Origin of the sequence: Streptomyces sp. NRRL S-350, from assembly GCF_000719705.1 — a bacterium.
Lineage (GTDB): Bacteria > Actinomycetota > Actinomycetes > Streptomycetales > Streptomycetaceae > Kitasatospora.
Map to the genome: position 1 here is coordinate 39,119 of NZ_JOHO01000027.1, position 20,127 is coordinate 59,245.

The window sequence follows — 20,127 nt, forward strand, 5'->3', positions numbered from 1 at the left end:
CGAATCTCATTCTGAAATGATCAGTCAGGAGGTTTCGCCGCCCGTCTCCTCGAAGTCACCGATCATGGCCGGATCGTCGGCTGAGGTCGACTCGGGCCAGGGGGCGGCGCCCGTGACACCCAAGTCGGCGCGCATCGCCTCACGGGTGGCCCGGATCAGGGGCCAGAGCGCGTGTTGCGCCTCGGCGGCCGATCGCAGCGTCTCGCCAGGCCGGGGGTTCCCTTGTTCGATGCGCTTGACCTGCCCGTACACCCGCGTCAGTGCGTCGTTCAGCCTGTTGGCCGGACCGATCACGGTGTCGGGGGCGATCATCAGGGTCTCGGACCAGCGGTCCCGGTGGGCGTCCTTCGCCCGTTCCAGCACCTGGACGTCCTCGTCCCCGGGCGCGCGGTCCCGCATGACGTACAGGTGGCGGCTCAGCGCCGTGGCGAACTGTCGGGCGTCCCGGTGGAGTTCGGTGTAGCACCGCCGCCGCAGCTCGCGGTTCTCGCGGCGTTCCCGGATGGCGTGGCCCATCTCCAGCTCGCGCTTCTTGACCCGATCCGCGCCGCGCTGGGTCAGCAGCGCGGCGCCCAACGTGCCCGCCACACCGGTCATCGCGATCAGCACCGCCCCCACGTCCATGAGTTCACCCTAGGGTCCGCCCTCAGCCGTCCTGGCGGCGGGCCGGGAAAAGGCTGCCCGGCGTCGCAAACCCGGCAAGATCGGCCTGACATGGCCCAGGCCGAGCAGAGCGGGACGGCCTGACGGCCGACCGGCCGATCACCGGAGAGCCGACCGGCCCAGCGGCCTCGTACGGCCGGGCAGCGCGGCCCCGGCCGGCGCAGCGGGCGGTGCCCGGGCAGGCGTCGAGGGCCCGGCAGGCGTCGAGGGCCCGGCAGGGTGGCGCCCGTGGTGCGCAGGCTCCGTTCGAGGCGGGCGATCTGCTCACGCCGTTGCTCCGGGCGACCTCCGACGGGGTCCACTGTCAGAGGGAGCTGGCAAGATCATCGCCATGAATGGCACACGTACCACTCCGCCGCGGCCGGTCGACATCGCCGCGGTCTTCCCCGCGCTGGCCCCGCTGGCCCGCCCGGCGGTCCGTCTGCACCCGCGTCCCGGCTCTCCCACGGTGCACGACAGCTCGATCGGCGGGCCCCTGTTGTGGCCCGCACGGCAGCCCTGGCCGCACTGCCGCGTCGGGCATGACGGCCCCCACCCCCTGGTGCCCGTGGCCCAGCTGTACGCGCGGGACATACCCCTGCTGCGGCCCCCCGGGCAGACCGACCTGCTGCAGGTCCTCTGGTGTCCTTCGGAGCACGCGCCGGACTCGAGCATTCCGGTCGAGTCGTTCTGGCGGACCGCCGCGGACGTCACCGACGTGCCGGCCGCGCCGCCCGAGCCGTTCGACGCGGACGAGGACCTCTACCTGCCCGAACCGTGCGCGCTCGCGCCTGAGCAGGTCACCGAGTACCCCGATTTCCTGGAACTCCCCGAAGAGCTGAAGCAGCAGATCGCGGATCCGGCGCGCTGGCTGGCAGCGGGCATCGCGGTCGACGATGCCTGCCCACAGGAGTTCTACGACCACGCGCTGTCCCACGCCCCCGGCTGGAAGATCGGTGGCTGGGCCCCCTGGGGACTCACCGACCCCGTGCCGCGGTTCTGTGTCGCCTGCGGTACCGCGATGACGCCGCTGCTGACCATCGCCTCGTCCGAATGGAACCGCAACAGCACGAGCTGGATCCCCTCCGAGGACCGGGTGCCCGGCGCGTCCGAGTACAGGCGGTGCAACCCGCCCGAGATCACGGTGCTGGACGCCAATCACCTCCAGCTGTACGCCTGCCCGGCGAGCGGCGGACACCCGCGCACCGACCTGGTCCAGTGAGGGACGTCCGCGGCGGACGCCATCAGCCGGCCCTGCTCGTTCCCGGCCCGGTTGGCAGATCGTCGCACGCCCTGCGGCCTCGCCCGGAGCGGATCTGACGTCTCATGAGCACCGCACGGGTGCACATCGCCACGGTGCTGGTCAGCGCCGACCACGTCCGGGGGTGCGTTCGGGAGTCCTTGGAGGTGGCCTTCGCCTTCTGGCAGCGGCGCGTCAGCCGCCGGTTCGGACGGCGATCGGCGGTGCGTCAGAGGGCCGTGTGGCAGGAGGTGGCCGGCCGCGCAGCGGATCGCCGGCATGACCGGTGGCGGTGGAGGCGGGCGGTGCTACGGTCGTTCGGGGAAGGGGGCAGCCGATGGGGTCCAACGCTGTTCAGGCCGGCAGCGGTTTCCCGGCCGGTCCGGGGACCGGGTTCCACGTCGTACCGGCCGACATGCTCATCTCCAGCGCGGGTTTCACGGACCTGCAGACCTGGGCGTCCCAGATCCACCGGGGCCTGGTCGGCTCCATGGACGCCGCGGCCGGCATGGCCGGGGACGACGACGCCGGGCACAGCTTCGCGGCCAAGTACGACCCGGTCGCACAGGCTGTCGTCACCGCGGTGGGCCAGGCGGTCGCACACCTGGGCGGTACCGCGAACGGCCTGTACACGATGGCCATGAACTACATCAAGACCGACGCCGACGTCGCCGCCGACCTGATGCAGCCGCAGCAGCTGCCGCAGGCGACCGCGCCCGGATGCGACCAGGAGCCGCTCAACGTCCGGATCCCCTCGGCGGTCGGTCACAACAGCTCGGCCGTCGACGAGATCATCGCCCAGTTCTGGCCCCAGGGGGACCCGGACAAGCTCCGTCAGGCAGGTTCCGACTGGCAGAACCTGGGGCGCCTCGTCAACACGCTCGGCCTCCAAGGCAACGATCAGGTCCAGACCGTCACCGCCACCAGCACGTCCTCGGCCGTGGACGGCTTCACCGCGAACTGGTCGAAGATGTACCAGGACTGCGTCGTCCGGGGCCCGCTGCTCAACAGCATCTCCGACGCCGCCTCCAAGCTCTCCGCCGCCTGCAACTCCTACGCCCAGGCCATCGACGACCTGCGGTCCAAACTGCAGGACCTCGCCGTCGGTGCCGGCATCGTGGCCGGTGTCGGGATCGGCCTGACGATCTTCACGCTCGGTATCTCCGACGCTGCCGCGGCCGGCGGTGAGGCAGCGATCGCCGGAGAGGCGGGAGCGGCAGCCCTCGCCATGACCGCCGGGATCGAAGGCAGCGCCGAGCTTGCCGTCCTCGCCGAGGCGGAGGCCATCGTCAACGAGGCCGCCGCCGGCCTGTCGCCGGTCGCCGCTGCCGCTACCGTCACCGCGGGCGGCACCGCCGTGGTCCTCGCCTCGGCCGGCAGTGCCTCGGCCGCTGCCCCGGCCCCGGGCCCCGTCCCGGGCCCCGGCGTCATCGGGCCCATCGCACCCGACCCGACCTCCCCGTTCCACAACCTCTCACCGCAGCAACTGGCCGAGTTCCAGCAGTGGATGACACAGATGGAGGCCGACGGCCGCACCACGTCCATCAGCATGCCCCCGGCGCTGAACGCCAAGGGCAAGCCCACGAAACAGCAGATCATCGACGCCCGCGCCTACCAGCTGCGCATCGCAGGGGACACCGAGTACAGCCTGTACACGACGGAGACGAAGCCGGACGGGAGCCAGTGGGCGATGGACGCCGACGGCATCCGCCCCCAGGACGGCGCGGCGATCGAAGCCAAGTACGTCAGCCAGAAGCCCGGGAACTGCTCGCCGTACCGGATCGACAACGTCGACGGGGTGCCCGACTTCCTGTACCGGAAGAACCAAGTCGATCAGCAGTGGGAGATGGAGCGCTACGGCTCTGCGATCAACGACCCGCGCAACAAGGTCAACCACGTGGAGATCGACACCAACGACCCGAAGGCCGCCGCGTACTTCGAGGCGATGCGCCTGGCGTACGGGGTGCCGGGCCAGACCCGCGTCGTACAGTGACCGCAGCACCGCACGACGAAGGGGAACGCGGCTGATGTCAGGCAGCTACTACGTGAGCGCGAACGAGGCGCAGGGTGCACGCTGGGAGTTCACGGCCGACGACCTCATGGGTGCCGCGAGCGAACTGCGCCCCGACGCCATGGTGTCCGGCCCGTCCGGCCCGCACGGCACCGTCGAGATCCTGCTGCCCTCGGAGCAGGGTGACGACAGCGTCCTCTTCCACTCCGGCGAGCCCGTCCTGGTGTTCCGCGAGCACGACGACCTCGAAGCACCGGCCGCCTTGGTCCTCCACCTACTGCAGCGCCTGGCACCCGACGTGGAGACCGTCTGGTTCGCCGACTTCGAGGGCGTAGCCCATCCGCTCGACCTCACCAGCAGCGTCGAGGACTTCGTCGACGAGCTCACCTCCGAGTGAGCCCCTGGCTCCGGCAGGCCACCGCCCGGGCGGGCGCCGAAGACGACGCCGCCCTCCACCAGGGCGGCCACCCGGCCACCCCAGGGCGTCGACCGCGCGGGCGACGGCCGGGGCGCGGCCTTCGCAGGATGAACACCCCGGGTGCCCGCATCCGGATCGGCACCGGCTGGTAGACAGAGCTGACACCGTCTCAGCTCTTCCCAGGGGTGGGCACAGGGTCGTCACGGCATCGCTCCGATGCACGGACGGCCCGGTGCCGTCTTCCGCAGGACGAACTTCCGGGCCGGTGAAGCATTTCAGGCACGGTGAGAGGACAAGCCGCCATGACCATCCCGCCCCGCAGCACGGCACGAGTACGAGGTACCGCCGCAGTGGTCGCGGCACTCCTGTCGCTGACCGTGGGAGCCACGAGCAGCCCTGGCGCCACCATCGCCGCGGCCACCGTCCCGAACGGGGCCGTCGCGACGTACAACACGGTCACCCGGATCGGCACCGACGGGCTGGGCTTCCAGTGGGACAACGGCCGGGAGGCGGCCCGAGCCACCACCTTCGAGTCCGCCCACCCCTCCCTCAAACGCATCGGAATCAAGAGCGTCCTCGCCACCACCGACACCCCGGCCCGCGCCCTGTGCCACCCCTCCAACATCACCGGCGCCCAGGGGTTCTGCTGGTCCGCCGAGGACGACGGCACCTCGTCCTGGGTACCGCAGGGCCTCACCGGCTCCGGCGAGTCACCCCAGGCGCAGTCCCTGGTGAGCGGCCGCAAGGTGCTCATCACCAGCTGGCACGGCCCCTCCGACAGCGCGGAACGGATCACCTTCGCCGATGTCACCGACCCGGCCCGTGTGACGTACAAGCACGCCCTGCTCGTCGGCCTCTCCAACGACAGCACCACCTTCGCGGCGCTCGGCGGTCACGCCAACTCCGTCGTCTGGTCGGGCACCCGGCTGTACGTCGCAAGCCGGGGCGACCGGCTCGACGTCTTCGACCTGAACGACATCTGGCAGATGGACGACACCTCCGACACCGCAGTCGGGGTCGACGCGAACGGCAGGACGCACGCGGCCGGCCACACCTACGCCCTCCCGCGCGTGGGCAGCTACACCTACATCGGTACGGGCTCGCCCGGCGACTGCGGCGCCTACGCAGGTGTCCCCCAGCGCCCCTGCCTCACCTCGGCCTCGCTCGACCTCACGGGCTCCCAGCCCGCCCTGGTCACCTCGGAAGGCGACCCCCACAAGGTGGAAGGGGACTTCGGCAGGGCGAGTGCGCCGATCGTCCGTTGGCCCATCGATCCCGTCACCGGCAAGCTGAAGGCCGACGCGTCGGGCCGGGTCCAGGCCTCGGACGCCTTCGCCTCCCCGATGGGCGGCGTCCAGGGCGTCGCCATGAACAACGGCCGGTTCGCCCTGGCGGGCCCGTGCCCGGAGTTCGTCGACGCCTCGCACGGCGGCACCAACATCCCCAGCTGCCTCTACCACGCCCATCTCGGCGAGCCGGTGCGCCTCATCACCCGTACCGGCGTCAACATCGAGAACCTCTCCTACTGGCCGGGCACCGACGAGCTCTGGATGGCCAACGAGAACGACTTCAACCGCATCGTCGTCCACACCGTCTGGCCCCGTCAGCCCGCCCCCGCGGGCATGGTCAACCTGACCTCCGCCGACTTCACCGGCGACGGCAGGAGCGACCTCCTGGGCACCGAGGCCGCCACCGGGAAGCTGTGGCTCTACCCGGGCAACGGCAACGGCACCTTCGGTGACCGCATCCAGATCGGCTCCGGCTGGGGCTCCATGGGCATGCTCGCGGCCGGCGACGTCACCGGCGACGGCAAGGCCGACCTGCTCACCGTCGACACCGGCACCGGGAACCTGTACGTCTACCCCGGCACCGGCACGGAGACCGGAATGGGCACCCTCGGTGACCGGACGCAGATCGGCTCCGGCTGGAACAGCATGCGGGAGGTCACCGTCCTGGACGCCGACGACGACGGCCAGCCGGACGTGCTGGCCATCGACCGCAGCGGTGCCCTGTGGGTCTACCCCGGCACGGGGACGCTCAACGGCACCTCGACCCTCGGCAGTCGCCGTCAGATCGGCGTCGACTGGGACACCATGACCGAACTCGCCAGCCCCGGAGATCTGAACGCCGACGGCAAGGCCGATCTCGTCGCGGTCGACCGCGACGGCGTGCTGTGGGCCTACCCGGGCTCCGGCTCCATCAACGGAACGAGCACTCTGGGCAACCGTGTCCAGATCGGCACGGGCTGGAACAGCATGCGCCAGCTCGTCGGCGCGGACTTCAACGGCGACGGCAAGGGCGACCTCGACGCCGTCCAGGCGCCCACCGGCTCCACCGGCGGCCTCTACTTCTACCCGGGCACCGGCAGCACGGCATTGGGAGCCCGCGCCCAGATCGGTCAGGGCTGGTAGCCGGTCCGCCGGTCCGCGCCCTGAGGCCGGATCCCAGTCGGTGACGGTGGTCTCGTTGGCGGCGCGCCCGTGGGCGTCGGCGGGCCGGAGCCCTCGGGGTGTGTCCCAACAGCCGTAGTGGAAGGGCAGGAAGGGCATGCCCGGGCGGATGCCGCTGATCCGCAGCCGGCCGCGCACGGTGCCGCGTGGAGGCCGGTGCGGTCGGCCGGGCCGTCCGGGGTGCCGCCGGCGGCGGGGTGGGCGCGCAGGCGGTGGTACGACCCGTCCGGTCCGAGTCCAGGCGCCACAGCTCGTCCAGGGCGTCGAGCTTGGCGATCTGGCCGGCGCACGGTGACCTCGGCGGGGAGGTGAGTGCGGGGGCGGTCGGCCGGGGACTTGTCGGTGGGGCTCGCTAGCGTTCCTCTCCTGATCACCAGTTCGACGAGAGGGGCGGGGCTGTGCGGCGCTGGGAGTTCGTCAAGGGCGGCTCGGACAAGTTCTGGGAGGCCGCGGTCGACGGTGCCGCGGTGACCGTGCGGTTCGGGCGGTCCGGTACGGACGGGCGGGAGCAGGTCAAGGCGTTCCCGACCGTGGACGAGGCGCAGGCACACTTCGCCAGGGTGGTCGCCGAGAAGGAGCGCAAGGGCTACCGCGAGATCGGTGCAGGGGCGGGTACGGGACCGGGTGCAGGGGCGGGTGCGGAGCCCGGTGCAGCGGCGGGTACGGAGCCGGGTGCAGCGGCGGATCCGGTCCCGGTGGCGCCGCCCGGCGTGTCCGCGCCCACGGCCGAGCCCGCCGGCCCCGAGGACGAGGACGTCTTCGTCATGCCGGACGCCTGGCGTCGGGCCCTGATCCCGCGCCGGGGCGGTATTCCCCGGAAGCCGTCCGCGTCGGGGAAGGACCCGGTGGCCTCGTACCGCGACGGGCTGCGGCAGATGGGCGACTGGCTGGAGCAGGCGCTCACCTCGGAGCGCAGCGACCCGGAGCTGGTGGCGGCCGCCCGCGCCCACCGGTCCGGGAGCCGGGATCCCCTCGGTGCGGCGGTGCTCGCTGCCGTGTTCTCGTATCCCGGCAACAACGGGGTCCGCGCGGCCGTGGACGCCTGGGTGGCGGAGTTCGGCCTTCCGTTCGCGGCCAGGGCCACCGTCGAGCTGTTCACGACGGCCGTCGAGACCGACTGGATCCACCAGAGATCCGTCCATCCCCGTGTCCGGCGCGGGGCCACCCGGACGCACGGCGTCTACCGCCCCGCCGCGGACCGGGTCCGATCGCTGCTGGCGGACTGCGACGAGGAGACCCACCGCGCGGCGGTCGAGGCCCTGGCGGGCTGCCGGAACGACCTGACCCGCCTGGTGGTGGCGGCGTACCTGGTGCCGGCCGAGACCGCCTGGGTCGGGGAGTGCGTCGCGTCGGGCTCCCGACTGGCCGCCGTCGAGTGGTCGATGCTGCTGTGCTCGCTCTCCTCGGCGGAACCGCTGGAGAAGCTCCCCCAGCTGCCGAGCCTGGGCCATAACGGTTGGTCCACCGAGATCATCGCGACCGTGGCGGAGGGCCTCGGCGGCGACACGGCACCGGTGATGCTGCACGACCTGACCGCCAGCTACCACCACAAGGACGGCAGGAAGCGGATCCTGGACGCGCTCGCCGAACTCCCCTCCGACGAGGGCTTCCGGGGGCTGCTGGCCCAGCAGGACGGCATCAAGTCCACCCGCGCCGCCCTCCTGGCCGGTCTCCGCCGCTTCCCCCGGCGTGCCCTGCGCCTGCTCGCCGAGGCCGCGGCGTCCTCCACCGACCCGGCCGCGCAGCAGCTCGCCCGGCAGCTCCTCACCGGACACGTCGCCGCCCACCGGGTGACCGCGCTCGAACTGCTGCCGGAGCTGACGCCGGAGCAGGCGGCCCTGGTCGAGCCGCTCACCGACCTCGGCGAGCGGGTGCCGGAGGTCGGCCCCGACTCGCTGCCGGAGCTGTTCACCAGCCCGCCGTGGACGCGGCCGCGCTCCGCCGGCAAGCCCCGTGTGCTGACCGGCCTCAGCGCGCCGCAGGAACCGCAGGTGCGGTGGCTGCCGGGTGAGCGCGAGGCGTGGGCGGCGACCTCCGAGACCTTCTACGCGCACTGGTCGGACGACGACTGGCAGCGGATCGCGGACACGATCCGGGCCACGAGCGGGAGGTCCGAGGACACGCCTCCCCGCCACGACCGGCGCGATGAGCTGGCGCTGTTCGCGTACGGCAGCGAGGACCTCGGTCGACCGCTGATCTCGCAATGGCGCGGCGGCGAGTCCATGTGGGACGTCCGGGACGCGATGCGCCGGATCGCCGCCCGCTTCGGGCCGGACGCACTCACGCCGGTCCTGGCCGCCGCGCTGCCGCAGCCCGCCACGCACGCGCCCCTGTTGCTTCCGTACCTCGACGTCCGGGTGGCCGAGACCATGGCGGACTGGTTGGTGCGCCTCAGGTCGGCCGGGAACACCGCGCGTTCCTGGCTCACCCGGCACGGTGTGGACGCGGCGCGGCTGCTGGTGCCCGCCGCGCTCGGGAAGGCCGGGGCGGCCCGGCACGGCGCCGAGCAGGCCCTGCGGGTGATCGCCGGGGCGCACGGCGCGGCGGCGGTGCGCACGGTGGCCGGCGAGTACGGGCCGGAGGCGGAAGAGGCCGTGGGCGCCCTGCTGTCGGCCGACCCGCTGGTGATCGCGCTCCCGGCTAAGCTGCCCCCGCCCTGCGACTGGACGGAGCCGGTGATGCTGCCGCAGCTGCTGCTGCGCGGCGGCGAGGGCGCCCTGCCCGCCGAGGCGGTGCGGCACGTGCTCACCATGCTCGCGCTGTCCGCGCCCCGGGCGTTCTACCCGGGCCTCGACGAGGTGGCCCGGCTGTGCGAGCCGCGGTCGTTGACGGAATTCTGCTGGGCGGTGTTCGAGCAGTGGCGGCTGGCCGGCATGCCGGCCCAGGACGGGTGGGCGCTGCACGTACTCGGCCGGTTCGGTGACGACGAGACGGTCCGGCGACTGACGCCGGTGCTCCGCGCCTGGCCGGGAGAGGGGGCACACCACCGGGCGGTGGACGGCCTGGAGGTGCTGGCCGCCATCGGCACCGACACGGCACTGCTGCACCTGCACAGCATCGCGCAGCGGGTGAGGTTCAAGGCGCTCAAGACCCGGGCCCAGGAGAAGATCTCCGAGGTGGCGGCCGGTCTCGGCCTGACCGGGGAGCAGCTGGCGGACCGCCTGGTCCCGGACTTCGGGCTGGACGCCGACGGGACCACCGTCATCGACTACGGCACCCGGACGTTCACGGTCGGCTTCGACGAGCAGCTCAAGCCGTACGTGCTGGACGCGGCCGGCGCCCGCCGCAAGGACCTGCCCGCCCCGGGAGCACGGGACGACGCCGAGCTGGCGCCCGCCGAGCGCAAGCGCTTCGCCGCGCTCAAGAAGGACGTCCGCACGGTCGCGGGGGACCAGCTCCGCCGCCTGGAGGAGGCGATGGTCACCCAACGCTCGTGGACGGCGCAGGAGTTCGACCAGCTCCTCGTCGGGCATCCGCTGCTGTGGCACCTGGTGCGCCGCCTGGTGTGGCTCTGCGAGACGGGCGGCACGGTGACGGCGTTCCGCGTCGCCGGGGACCGCACCCTGACGGACGTCCGGGACGAGGCGTTCGCGCTGCCGGCCACGGCCTCGGTCCGGCTGGCACATCCGCTCCTGCTCGGCGACGGCCTCGCCGACTGGTCGGAGCTGTTCGCCGGCCACGAGATCGTGCAGCCGTTCCGTCAGCTCGGCCGCCCGGTGTACGCGCTGACCGACGAGGAGCGGGCCGGCCACCGCCTCACCCGCTTCGAGAACGGTCCGGTGCTGCCCACCACCCGGCTGGTCGGCATGGAACGGCGCGGCTGGCGGCGCGGCGAGCCTCAGGACAACGGCGTCGAGCAGTGGCTCTCCCGCCGGGTCGGGCCAGACCTCTACGTGGTGATCGCCCCGGAGGAGGGCATCGCCGTCGGCATGTTCGACTCCTACCCCGAGCAGTGCGTGGAAACGGTGTGGCTCGACAGGCGTCCGGGCGACTACTGGCCCCGCAACCGCACCTTCCCGACGTTCGCCGAGCTCGACCCGGTGATCGCCTCCGAGGTGATCGCCGACCTCACCGAGCTGACCACGCCGTGACCCCTCGCCACGACCCTGTGGCTCCCCTCCGCGACCTTGATGCCCGCTCCGACGCCCGACAACGACACCGGGACCACCGGACAAGGAGCACCGCCCACGCACGCCCACGCACGCCCACGCCGGAAGAACGCACGGTTCGGCCGCCGCCGGAGCATTCCGCTCTGCGCCTGTCGCCGCCGCCCGACACCGCGCCGCGGTTGGCACGAAACCCGCGATCGGCGGCAGCACTGCCACTCGTGAACGGTCGCGGCAGCCGGAAGGATCGAGGCCATGACAGACGCACCGCTCGGCCGTAGCGCCACCTTCACCGTCCTGACCACCGGCTACGTCGGCTCCACCGGCCCCGGCGTCGCCGCCACCGTCTCCTACGTCACCGACGCCGGTCGGCACGTGGTCTTCGACCCGGGCATGGTCGCCGACCGCGACGACATCCTCGCCCCGCTCGCCGCACTCGGCCTCGGGCCCCGACGACATCACCGACGTGGTGCTCAGCCACCACCACCCCGACAACACCGTGAACGCCGGCCTCTTCCCCCGCGCCCGCGTCCACGACCACAAGGTGGAGTACCAGGGCAACCACTGGACCAACCGGGACGCCGAGGGTTACCAACTCACCCCGTCGCTGCGCCTCATCCGCACGCCCGGCCACAGCGCCGAGGACATCACCCTCCTCGCCGGCACCCCCACCGGCGTCGTCGCCTTCGCCGGCGATCTCTGGTGGCACGCCGACGGCCCGGCCGACGACCCCGTCGCCCCCGACCGCGACCTCCTGCGCTCCTCCCGGGAACGCGTCCTCGCCGCCGCCACCCTCGTCGTCCCCGGCCACGGCGCCCCCTTCACCCCGACCGTCACCACCCCCCGCTGACCACGGGGCCCGGCCAGTCCCGGGCCACCGCCACCGCCACCGCGAGAGCCCTTCTCGCGGCCGCACCAAGGCGAAGAGGCCGTCCGTCTCCGCGAGACGCCGACCGGCCACCGCGCAGGCTCCGCCCGCCGGGGCCAGGGCATCGTCCACTACGGGCACGGCCTGCCGGTGCGGGTGCGGGCTGCCGGTGTCGGCTGCCAGTGCGAGCTGCCGGCGCGGTTCGGCGTGCGAGCCGGCGTGCGAGTCCCGCCGTTACGGGGTGCCGGCGAAGGCGCGGCGGTACGAGCGGGGCGGGACGCCCCGGCGGCGGACGAACTGCTCGCGCAGGACGGCCGCGCCGGCGTACCCGACCCGGCGGGCGACCTCCTCGACCGGCAGGTCGGTGGTCTCCAGCAGCTCCTCGGCGCGGCTCAGTCGCAGGCTGCGCAGCCAGGCGTGCGGGGTGGTGCCGGTCGCGGCGGTGAAGCGGCGGGCGAAGGACCGCTTGCTCATCAGGGCGCGGCGGGCCAACTCGGCGACGGGCAGCGGCTCGTGGAGGTGTTCGCGGGCCCAGGCCAGGACGTCGGCCAGGCCTTCGTCACGGGCGTCCTCGGGGACGGGCGCGGCCAGGTACTGGGCTTGGCCCCCTTCGCGGTGCGAGGGCAGCACCATGTCCCGGGCGACGGCGTTGGCCATCGCGGCGCCGTGCTCGCGCCTGATCAGGTGCAGGCACAGGTCGAAGCCGGCGGCAGCGCCCGCGCCGGTGACGACGGACCCCTCGTCCACGTAGAGCGCGTCCGGCTCCAGCGCCACCTGCGGGTGGCGTTCGGCGAGCAGGTCGGCGAACCGCCAGTGGGTGGTCGCCCGCCGCCCGTCGAGCAGCCCGGCGGCGGCGAGCGCGAACGTGCCGACGCAGTGCGCCGCGACCACCGCGCCGCGCCGGTGCGCGGAGCGCAGCGCGTCCAGGACGGCCGGGGCGGGCGGCGTGCGGAACCCGGCGCCCGGCAGGGCGATCACCAGGTCGGCGGCGGCCAGCCGGTCCAGGCCGTGCCGGACCGCCAGCGGCACGCCGCAGTCGGTGGGCACCGGTCCGGGTCGCTCCCCGCACAGCGCGAAGTCGAACCCGGGCAGCGCCGCCCCGTGCGGGCCGAACACCTCGGCGACGATGCCGACGGCGAGCATGCCGACACCGGGCGGGACGTACGCGGCGACGGTCGTGAAGGCGGGCATCCGGGCAGTCTGGCACAGGCCGGCGCACGTCGGGGCGGCGGCCGTTGCGTCATGATCGACTTTGATGAGAGTCTGCGCCGTGCGAAACAACCAGCTCGGCCGGCTCATCGGCGCCTCCTTCGGTCTCGTCTTCCTGCTGCGCAACGCCGGGGCCTTCCCTACCCTCGTCAGCGTTCCGCTGCGGGTCCTGGCGGTCCTCGCGTTCCTGAGGGTGTTTCTCGCCATCCGCCGCACCCCGCCCGCCGCCGACGACGGTCGAGCGACGGCCGTGTTCGGGAAGGGCTACCGCCTCGTCGTCGCGGCCGAGGTCGTCGCCGGCCTGGGCGGTCTCGTCGTCCTCAACCCGGTGCTGCATCTGCCGGAGGCGTCGGTCGGTTGGATCAGCCTGGTCGTCGGCCTGCACTTCTTCGGCCTGGCCGCGGCCTGGGGGATGCCGGTGGTCCGCCGGCTCGCCGCCGCGCTGAGCGCCTGTGGCGCCCTCGGCATGGCCCTGGCCCTGGCGGACGCCCCCTTCGCGGTCACCGCCACCGTCGCCGGCATCGTCCCGGGCGTGCTGCTGCTCGCCTCTGTCGCCCGCCCCACCCCGGCACCGTCCGATCGCGCCGGCGCACCCGCCTGACGACCCACGCGGTGCCGCGCGACGGCGCTCACACCCTGGGCCTGACCTGTGCAGCATGCTCCTACGCCCGGCGCGCGGTGGGCCTACCGCCCACCGGCGCGGGGGGCCTCCGGTACCACCGGCTGGAACTGCTCCCACAACTCGTCCGGGCCGAGCCGCTCCACGGCCGTCACGGGAGCAGCCGACCAGCCCGAACGAGATGTCCTCCGACCAGCGGCTTGGGTCGGCGTCCACGCCTACGGAGCCGACACGGGCAGATGGGCACATGGGCACATGGGCACACGGGCACACGGACGCGACCACCGATGTCGTGTCGACCAGGCGGGAGAGGCGCCGGGCTTCAGTACCGGAACGGACGAGTGCCCGTCATGGACCACGCGCGGGCGAGCCGGCCGGAGCGCACCGTCAGGAGGTCGACGCCGCCGACTGAGGCACCGCCCGCCCTGGTCTCGGCGTTCCAGAGGAACGCTACGTACCCTCGGGCGGGGTCGACGACGGGCTGCCGGTGGATCGTGACGGCGGACCGGTCGTCGGTCTCGGCCTGTCGCTCGATCAGGTCGGCCAGCTCGGCGGGGCCGTGCGCGTCACTGTCCGGCCCGGCGCCCGAGAACAGGTCGAAGTCGCCCATCACCAGGTCCGTGGCCAGCTCGGCCCGGCCGTTGCGAAGCTGAACCCAGCGGTGGCACAGCTCCTCGATCGTGGCGGCGTCGGTCCGACCGGCCGCCTCGGGTGCCGGATCGGACTGCTCGCAGTGCCGCTCCGCGACGAACGTCCAGTTCTCCCTGATCCGGTCGCCGCTGAGAACGTTGACGTCGATGCCGGTCCACACCTCGCCGTCGGCCTTGCGCACATCCCACAGGTAGGCGAACCGGTCACCGGCGTCGACGAGTACCCGCGGGCTGAAGACGTTCACCTGCCGTGCGCGGTACTCGGTGACGAACCGTTCCTGTTCGGCTGGGCCTACCACGGTGTCCAGGCCGGCCGTGCGATTCGACCACTGCACGCAGTCGTCGGTCATCAGGCCGTACGCCAGGGAGGGGTCCTCGCTCCACATGCGGCACCAGGTGGTCATGCGCTTCTCGTTGTCCATGACGGACAGCATCGCGGGCCCTCGCGACACCGTCCTGTCGGTGTTTCGGATCACGTTGCGTCCCGCCACGTCACCTCGCGAAGGGCTCGGCATCCAAGCGCTTCAGCTCGGCCCCCCACTGCGGCTCCCGGGACGCCACTCGTTCGTCCGACAGTTCCAACGAGGAGATCCGGTCGAGCTGGAAGCCTCGGACCGCCGACCGCAGCCGGCACCACGCCGCCAGATACCAGCCACTCGGGCCCCACAGCAGCCCCAACGGCTCGACCTCGCGCGTCGTCGCCGCGTCGGCCCGGTCCGTATAGGTGAGGTTCAGGACACGTCCTGAGACCACTGCCTCGACGATGATCTCGTTCAGCGTGCTGCTCCCGCCAGGAGCGTGGTCACCGACCCGGTGCACCAGCCGCGCCAGCGACTCCTCCCGCTGCCGCACGTCGGCGGGCAGCACTGCCAGCACCTTCTGGCCGGCGCGGTGCGCGGCCGCCGCGAACGGCGTGGACGCCGCCGTTCGAAGCGCGACGCTGACGGCGAGGGCCTCAGCGGGGCTGAGTGTCACCGGCGGCAGCGTGCGGTCCCGGTCGAGGCTGTACCCGCCGGCCCGACCGGTGTCGCTGCGGATCGGCAGGCCCGACTGCCTCAGCGCTTCAAGATCTCGCTCTATGGTGCGGACGCTGACCTCGAATCGCCGCGCCAGCCACGGGGCACTGCGCGGCCGGGGCGCCACCGCTCGAAGCTCTTCGACCAGCGCGTACAGGCGATCGGTGCGGTTCACCGCCCCAGCGTATGCGGTCGGCTGACTACCTGCGGCCCTCGCTCGGTCTCTGTCCGCTGAGCTGTTGCAGTTCACGACGTGGGGCGAGGTTCTCTCCGTGGGCGACCTTCAGGCCTTCCGGAGGGACCTGCCGGAGGGGCCTGCCGGAGGGCCCTGGACCTCCTCCCGGTTCGCCCCCTTCAACCGGTAGATCTCTGCGGTGAGCGCGGGAGGGAGGGTGTTGTCGCCGGTCTCTGCGCGGGCAGGCACCGCCGGCTTCCGGTTCGGCGGCCGATGGTGCCCGATCTGGTGCCCGCGCCGCGCCTCTTCGCGCCCGCTGCGGTTCCTCGGCGGCTTGTACGGCTTGTACGAAGACGCGTACGTGGGGCACGTCGAGCTCCACGGCTCCGACCACAGGTGACAACCGAGAGTTGTCGGATGCGCGTGGGCGTTGTTGAATCACCGGGCTGCCGTGGAGGTTGCATTCTCGGCCGGCAAAACTGATTCCCACCGGGGAAGCGGCGAGTCCCGTCGCCTTCGCCGAGGTTTCCCAGCCGCCCGTCCCGGAGCCCGGTGAGGCACTGGTCGAGGTCGAGGCGTTCGCACCGAACCGGGGCGAGCGGCCGCACCCGGAGATCGGCCGGATCACCGCCTGGCCGAAGACCGCCGACACGCCGGCCGGCGTGCGGGAGCGCCGGACACACGGCAAGGCCGTACGGACGACAGGAGCAACCCGATGAGCATCGCCGCCCGCCAGGTGGACCTCTCCGCCCTGGCACCCCGTATCGCGGCCCCGCTGCTGGTCGTGGACGGGGGACGGGGGACGGGGGACGGGGGACGGGACGTCATACCCGGTGTGGCCGCGGTGTGCGGGACGGTGATGCGCAACCTGTCCCGCGCACCGCGGGATGTCCGGGGCGCGAGTCCGGACGGTGGCCGAGGCGCGGTGGCGTCAGCCGAGCTTCCACTGCTGGTTGCTTTGTCCGGTGCAGGTCCACAGCTCGACCTTGGCGCCGTCGGCGGTGGACGCCCCGGTCACATCGAGACAGAGGCCTGACTGCACACCGGTGATCGTGCCGTTGCTGTCGAGGACCCACTGCTGGTTGGCACCGCCGTTGCGGTCCCAGATCGCCACCGGGGTGCCGGGGGTCGTCTGGTTGTTGGTGGCGTCCAGGCACTTCGCGCCGCCGTAGACCGTGAGCCGGTTGCTCGTGGTGTGCGTCCAGGTCTGGTTGCCGTTGCCGGTGCAGTCCCAGATCTGTGCCGCGGTTCCGTTGGTCTGGGATGCGCCGGGAACGTCCAGGCACCTGCCCGCGGCGACCGCGTGGACGGGACCGGTGGCAGCGCCCGTGCTGCCGGCGCCCCAGGCGTACTGCAGCCGGTCGAGACCGGACTGGTTGTTGATGCTGAGCGCGTAGTTCGGCGCGCTGCCCCGGAGGGAGGTGATCGCGCAGGAGGCGTTCTCGCACGGGCCGGGGCCTTGGCTCTGGTCGGCGAACTTCACACCGGTCCACAGGATCGCCCCCCATGCCCTGGTTGCGCACGGTGTCGGTGAGCGCGTAGAGGTAGGACACGTCGTTGACGCCGTCGCGAGGCCCGTCGTAGTCCACACCGGTGTTCATCGGGACACCGAACTCGGTGAGCACGGCGCGGCTGTCGTATCCGCAGACGTTGTTCTCGAAGCTGGTGACCCAACCGGCCTCGGTGGGATGGGTCTCCCCACCGGGGGTGTAGGCGTGGAGCGAGAGCAGGGTGCCGGCGAGGCGGGGGTCGGCGCCGACGGTGCACAGGTTCGTCTCCCAGGCGCCGGGCACCAGGATCCGTCCACTGGGCACCTGGGAGTAGCGCGCCACCCAGGCCGCCGCGATGTCGTCCTCGTCGGTGGCGCTGTAGCCCCACGGCTCGTTCATGATGCCGAAGTACACCCGGCTGTTGCCCGCGTACGTGTTGATCACGGTGTCCCACATCGCGTGGAACGAGGCGGTGTCGCCGACCACACCGTTCTGCAGCCACGGGGTGAGCACGACGTTCATGCCCAGCGCGGTGGCCGCGTCAACGGCGGCGGTATAGCTGTTCCACCAACTGCCGCTGACGGTCTGCTGGTTGAACCCCATGCGCACGGTGTTGGCGCCGAGCGCCTGGTAGCCCTTGAGGATGTCGAGCCGGTGGTCGGCGAACACCCCGCTTCCCGCAGCCGCGCGATTGCCGGCCCGGGCGCCGGCCCTGCCGCGGCGACACGGGCCGTAACCGGACTCCGTGCCAGGGCTGACTCGACTGTTGACGCTCCTGTTCTGCGCGGGGCGGTCATGTCCGACGGCGAGGATCCCTCGCGGATGTCGCGCGCGACCCTGCCGACATGTTCACTTGTGTTGGTTTCTGCCTGTCGCGCTGGACTGCTTGTCGGCGGACCGCAGCCGATGGCGGCGGCGATGATGACGATCGAGACATGGGATGCATCCGACGGGGGCTGTCCAGGTGGGGCTCGGCGTGCGGCCCTACTCCACGTCAGGTGTGGCCGGGAAAACAGTCCGAGAGCATGCCGTGATCCCGCGAGGACGGTCAAGGGTTCCGCAGCGCCGTATCGCATGACACATAGGATGTTTGGCTTCTCTTGCGCATTCGCGGCTCGGTGCCTGCCCCGGACGGAAAGGAGGACTGGCGAGACTCTTGACCGTGCGCTTCGGAAGCGCTTCCCTGTTATCACGTTTGATTGTGCGTCGTTGCGATCGAATGTGTTTGTCCGTGGTGACAGGTCCGCCGGCCTGGGGAGGGCGCCGGCCACCGGTGTTCGGCACGACGCGACTCCCGCCGCCTCGCGCTCGCCGATCGGCTACACGGCTGGCGCCTACGGCAACTTGACCCTCAGTGACCCGACATCCCGGCAGGCGCGAGCCGCAGTCGAACCGGCGCCGCCTCCCTGCTGCGCCCCGACCCTCCCGGCCACCGGCACCGATGATCCGTGATCCACAGCTCCGAGATCCCACCCGTCGCAACTCTGGAGGCGCCACCCATGCGGGAGTTCATACTTTTGCGTCGCAGTCGTCTGGCTCGGCTGGCCGCAGTCACCTCGCTCCTGGCCGCGGCGGTGACCGCGGCGGCCGCGCGGCCTGCTGACGCCGCGAACACGGCGTCGCCGTCGGGATCCGCTTCGGCATCGGTGTCGGTGTCGGTGAACGTCGACCAGACACTGGCGACGTTCCCGTCCGCCGGCATCGGGGTCAACACGGCCGTGTACGACGCCAACATGAACGGCCCGGCGATCCCCGGCCTGCTCAGCCACGCCGGCGTCAAGGCGATGCGGTACCCGGGCGGTTCGTACGCCGACATCTACCACTGGAAGACGAACACCGCAGACGGCGGCGTCGTCGCGCCGAACACTGACTTCGACGCGTTCATGGCGACGGCCAAGGCGGCCGACGCGCAGCCGATCATCACCGCAGACTACGGCTCGGGCACCCCGGAAGAGGCCGCCGACTGGGTGAAGTACGCCAACGTCACCAAGCACTACGGGGTGAAGTACTGGGAGATCGGCAACGAGATCCCCGGCAACGGCGAGTACGGCGCGGCGTGGGAGACCGACCTCCACGCCAGCCACAGCGCCACCACCTACGCGAACAACCTGCTGCAGTTCGCCTCTGCGATGAAGGCGGTGGACCCGACCGTCAAGATCGGCGCGGTGCTCTGCGTGCCGGGTTCCTGGCCGGACGGCATCGTCGGCCCGGGCGACACGGCGGACTGGAACGACACGGTGCTCTCCATCGCCGGCTCGAAGATCGACTTCGTGATCGTGCACTACTACCCGGGCGGCTCCAGCGCAGCGGACATGTTGGCCAAGCCCCAGGCGCAGGTTCCGGGCATGATGAGCGCGGTGCATTCACTGGTCGACAAGTGGGCCGGCAGCCACGCGCGCGACGTCGGCATCGCGATCACCGAGACGAACAGCACCATCGACTCCGACACGTCCCCCGCGGGGCTGTTCGCAGCGGACGACTACCTGACCCTGATGGAGAACGGCGCGTTCAACGTCGACTGGTGGGACATGCACAACGGCACCGACTGCAGCAAGGTCACCACGGTCGAGGGTGCGCAGGACTACGACGACGGCGGCTTCCTCTCCAGCGGCGCCCCGTGCGAGCCGCCGGTGAACACGCCGTTCGCCCCGTACTACGGCATCGCGATGGTCTCCAAGCTCGGCTCGGCCGGCGACAGGCTGGTGCGTGCGAACAGTTCGAACCCGCTGCTCATCACCCACGCAGTGCGTCGCGGCAACGGTGACGTGAATGTGATGCTGATCAATGAGGACCCGAACACCAGCGCCACCGTCTCCCTGTCCTACAGCGGCTTCTCCCCGTGCCCCGTCACGCCCACGGTGTACTCGTACGCGAAGAACGGCACCTCGGTCACCAAGGCGAGGACGGGTAGTGTGACCAGCCAGATCGTGCCGCCCTACGCCATCGCCGTCGTCCGGTTGCACCGCTGACCGACCCGCGACCCTGTCGTGCCGGGACGGTGAGCCCTTCACCCCGGGGGGCGGACACCCCGCAGGCCGGGCAGACCCGGCCCGCCCCATCGGCACAGCCCATGGGCAGCGTCGCCTTCACGAGGAACCCCAGCCGATGTGCGGCTGGGGTCCCTCGGTGCGGTGGGTATCGGTCAGCAGGTGGAACCACCCACGCCGTGAACCGCTCGTCCACGCGCACGTCGCCGGACCGCACCACCGCATGATCACCGTTGATCGGGCGGG

The 20,127-nt window shown here is 72.1% G+C and carries 12 protein-coding genes and 2 pseudogenes; 8 read left to right on the forward strand and 6 right to left on the reverse strand.

The features are described 5' to 3' along the window. Positions 1-24: 24 nt before the first annotated feature. Positions 25-624 (reverse strand): hypothetical protein, encoded by a 600-nt coding sequence (locus tag IF30_RS0123445; protein ID WP_030241800.1) that lies wholly within the window; start codon positions 622-624, stop codon positions 25-27. Positions 625-994: 370 nt separating this feature from the next. On the opposite strand from IF30_RS0123445, the gene IF30_RS0123450 reads away from it, so the two are divergent. From IF30_RS0123450 to IF30_RS41850, 6 genes and pseudogenes are all read left to right on the forward strand, one after another. Then, positions 995-1,864: a hypothetical protein gene (locus IF30_RS0123450; RefSeq protein ID WP_030241803.1), complete on the forward strand. Its 870-nt coding sequence runs from the start codon at positions 995-997 to the stop codon at positions 1,862-1,864. Positions 1,865-2,219: 355 nt separating this feature from the next. Next, on the forward strand, positions 2,220-3,875 hold the full coding sequence (locus IF30_RS0123455; protein ID WP_030241805.1) for a restriction endonuclease fold toxin-2 domain-containing protein: 1,656 nt from the start codon (positions 2,220-2,222) through the stop codon (positions 3,873-3,875). A 34-nt stretch (positions 3,876-3,909) separates the two neighbouring features. Next, a complete protein-coding gene (locus IF30_RS0123460) occupies positions 3,910-4,290 on the forward strand; it encodes a hypothetical protein (RefSeq protein WP_030241808.1) in 381 nt (126 codons plus the stop codon). A 323-nt stretch (positions 4,291-4,613) separates the two neighbouring features. Further along, positions 4,614-6,722: an FG-GAP repeat domain-containing protein gene (locus IF30_RS43840; protein ID WP_158835388.1), complete on the forward strand. Its 2,109-nt coding sequence runs from the start codon at positions 4,614-4,616 to the stop codon at positions 6,720-6,722. 437 nt (positions 6,723-7,159) lie between these two features. Further along, positions 7,160-10,852 carry a DUF4132 domain-containing protein gene (locus tag IF30_RS0123475; protein ID WP_030241811.1) on the forward strand — a complete coding sequence of 1,231 codons (3,693 nt, stop codon included), beginning with the start codon at positions 7,160-7,162 and terminating at the stop codon, positions 10,850-10,852. A 270-nt stretch (positions 10,853-11,122) separates the two neighbouring features. After that, positions 11,123-11,717 (forward strand): annotated as a pseudogene (locus tag IF30_RS41850) (MBL fold metallo-hydrolase). Positions 11,718-11,969: 252 nt separating this feature from the next. Here IF30_RS41850 and IF30_RS0123485 read toward each other — a convergent pair. Continuing rightward, positions 11,970-12,926, reverse strand: coding sequence for a GlxA family transcriptional regulator (locus IF30_RS0123485; RefSeq protein WP_037900953.1), 957 nt, complete (start codon positions 12,924-12,926; stop codon positions 11,970-11,972). A gap of 79 nt (positions 12,927-13,005) precedes the next feature. On the opposite strand from IF30_RS0123485, the gene IF30_RS0123490 reads away from it, so the two are divergent. Next, on the forward strand, positions 13,006-13,545 hold the full coding sequence (locus IF30_RS0123490; RefSeq protein WP_063752754.1) for a hypothetical protein: 540 nt from the start codon (positions 13,006-13,008) through the stop codon (positions 13,543-13,545). A 340-nt stretch (positions 13,546-13,885) separates the two neighbouring features. Here IF30_RS0123490 and IF30_RS41855 read toward each other — a convergent pair whose 3' ends face one another. From IF30_RS41855 to IF30_RS50840, 4 genes and pseudogenes are all read right to left on the reverse strand, one after another. Continuing rightward, on the reverse strand, positions 13,886-14,635 hold the full coding sequence (locus tag IF30_RS41855) for a hypothetical protein (protein WP_158835391.1): 750 nt from the start codon (positions 14,633-14,635) through the stop codon (positions 13,886-13,888). Between the two features lie 70 nt (positions 14,636-14,705). Continuing rightward, the gene (locus tag IF30_RS0123510) at positions 14,706-15,404 is read right to left on the reverse strand and encodes a helix-turn-helix transcriptional regulator (protein WP_037900959.1); all 699 of its coding nucleotides are present in this window, start codon (positions 15,402-15,404) and stop codon (positions 14,706-14,708) included. Positions 15,405-16,335: 931 nt separating this feature from the next. Continuing rightward, positions 16,336-16,887, reverse strand: coding sequence for an RICIN domain-containing protein (locus IF30_RS50835; RefSeq protein ID WP_051710928.1), 552 nt, complete (start codon positions 16,885-16,887; stop codon positions 16,336-16,338). 166 nt (positions 16,888-17,053) lie between these two features. Beyond that, positions 17,054-17,497: pseudogene (locus IF30_RS50840) on the reverse strand (cellulase family glycosylhydrolase); the annotation flags it as partial. Positions 17,498-18,552: 1,055 nt separating this feature from the next. Here IF30_RS50840 and IF30_RS0123525 point away from each other — a divergent pair. Further along, the gene (locus IF30_RS0123525; RefSeq protein ID WP_158835394.1) at positions 18,553-19,863 is read left to right on the forward strand and encodes an alpha-L-arabinofuranosidase; all 1,311 of its coding nucleotides are present in this window, start codon (positions 18,553-18,555) and stop codon (positions 19,861-19,863) included. The last annotated feature ends 264 nt before the right edge of the window (positions 19,864-20,127 follow it).

Excerpts from the sequence above, each read along its gene's own strand:
- IF30_RS0123445 (WP_030241800.1), bottom strand. The coding sequence starts at position 624 with ATGGACGTGGGGGCGGTGCTGATCGCGATGACCGGTGTGGCGGGCACG.
- IF30_RS0123450 (WP_030241803.1), top strand. The coding sequence starts at position 995 with ATGAATGGCACACGTACCACTCCGCCGCGGCCGGTCGACATCGCCGCG.
- IF30_RS0123455 (WP_030241805.1), top strand. The coding sequence starts at position 2,220 with ATGGGGTCCAACGCTGTTCAGGCCGGCAGCGGTTTCCCGGCCGGTCCG.
- IF30_RS0123460 (WP_030241808.1), top strand. The coding sequence starts at position 3,910 with ATGTCAGGCAGCTACTACGTGAGCGCGAACGAGGCGCAGGGTGCACGC.
- IF30_RS43840 (WP_158835388.1), top strand. The coding sequence starts at position 4,614 with ATGACCATCCCGCCCCGCAGCACGGCACGAGTACGAGGTACCGCCGCA.
- IF30_RS0123485 (WP_037900953.1), bottom strand. The coding sequence starts at position 12,926 with ATGCCCGCCTTCACGACCGTCGCCGCGTACGTCCCGCCCGGTGTCGGC.
- IF30_RS41855 (WP_158835391.1), bottom strand. The coding sequence starts at position 14,635 with ATGGACAACGAGAAGCGCATGACCACCTGGTGCCGCATGTGGAGCGAG.